1 protein-coding gene is annotated in these 1,378 nt (G+C 75.8%); it reads right to left on the reverse strand.

The window, feature by feature from the left end:
- Nucleotides 1-110: 110 nt before the first annotated feature.
- Nucleotides 111-1,378: tetratricopeptide repeat protein (locus tag AB0F81_RS51270; protein ID WP_360211785.1), on the reverse strand; the 1,268-nt coding region annotated here is incomplete at its 5' end.

Here is a 1,378-nt window from a genome sequence, read left to right on the forward strand (position 1 = left end):
GGGCGGTGCCTCGTCTGCGGCGCCGGCGACCGCCGCCCGCAACGGGCCTGCCGCACCTGCGGCGTGCTGCCCGGTGGCCGCACGAACCCGCTCTGACAGCGCACCAGCCGTCATTCCGGGGCGGCCTGCCGCAGGCCTGCGACCCCGGCGGCCATCTTCCGCGTCTCCGGATGCTCCGGCCCCAGCGTCGCGGTCAGGATCGCCAGTGCCTGCCCGAAGCTCTCGAGAGCCGCCGCCCGGTCACCCAGGCGCAGCCGGCAGGTACCCAGCCGCGACCGGTAGGCGACGGTCTTCGGATCGTCCGCGCCGAACAGCCGCGCGTGGTCCGCCAGCAGAGCCGCGAACTCCGCGGCCGCCGCCCGCGTGTCCCCGCTGGTCAGCCGCACCTCGGCCAGATGGGACCGGGCGTTGAGCGCCTCCGGATGATCGGGGTCGAGGACGTCCCCGATGTCGGCGACCACCTCCTCGAGCCCGCGTAACGCCTCGTCCGGCCGGCCCGCCCGCTCCTGCCACACCGCGATCGTGACCCGGCACGACAGCGTCTCCGGGTGGCCCGGCCCCAGCACCCGCAGGCAGTCGGTGAGCAGCCGCTGGAAGGCCGCCACCGCCTCGTCGGGCGCACCGGCCTCGCCCGCCAGCCCCGCGATCACCCACCGGCTCTTCAGCACCTCGGGGTGGTCGGGTCCGAGCACCCGCAGCTGATCCTCCAGCAGCCGCGCGTACGCGGGCACCGCACCGGCCGGCCCGTCCGAGCGGCTGCGCCAGTAGGCGACGTTGGCCCGGGTGGCGAGGGTGTGCGGATGATCCGGCCCGAGCACCCGCAGCCGGTCGTCCAGCAGCTGTTCGAAGGCCGCCGCGGCCCCGGCCACGTCTCCGGCCTCGCCGCGCATGAAGGCCAGGTTGTTGCGGGTGATCAGGGTGTCCGGGTGGTCGCGGCCGAGGATGCTGGTGCGTTCGGCGAGCAGCCGTTCGAGCTGCTTCACCGACGACACCGTGTCGCCGCTCTCGCCCCGCCAGTTGGCGATGTTCGCCTTAACGGCCAGCGTCGTCGCGTGGGCGGGGCCGAAGACGCGGGTCACCTCGGGCAGCAGTTCCTCCCAGGCCCGCAGTGCCCCGGCCGGGTCTCCGGCACGCCCGCGCGCGGAGGCGAGGTCCCCGCGCACGTTCAGCACGTCCGGATGGTCGGCGGGCAGCAAGCGCAGCTGATCGGCGAGCACGAGTTCCAGCTCGCGGGCTGCGCCGGCCGGATCGCCGGCCTCCAGCTGCCAGTACGCCGCGGACCGGCGGCTGCCCCAGGTGGCGGGATGGTCCGCGCCGAGCACCCGGGTGAGGTCGGTGGTCAGCTGGCGGGCGGCCCGCGCGGCGCCGGCCGGGTCGC

The organism is Actinoplanes sp. NPDC024001 (assembly GCF_040638955.1).
In the GTDB taxonomy this organism is placed as follows: Bacteria; Actinomycetota; Actinomycetes; order Mycobacteriales; family Micromonosporaceae; genus Actinoplanes.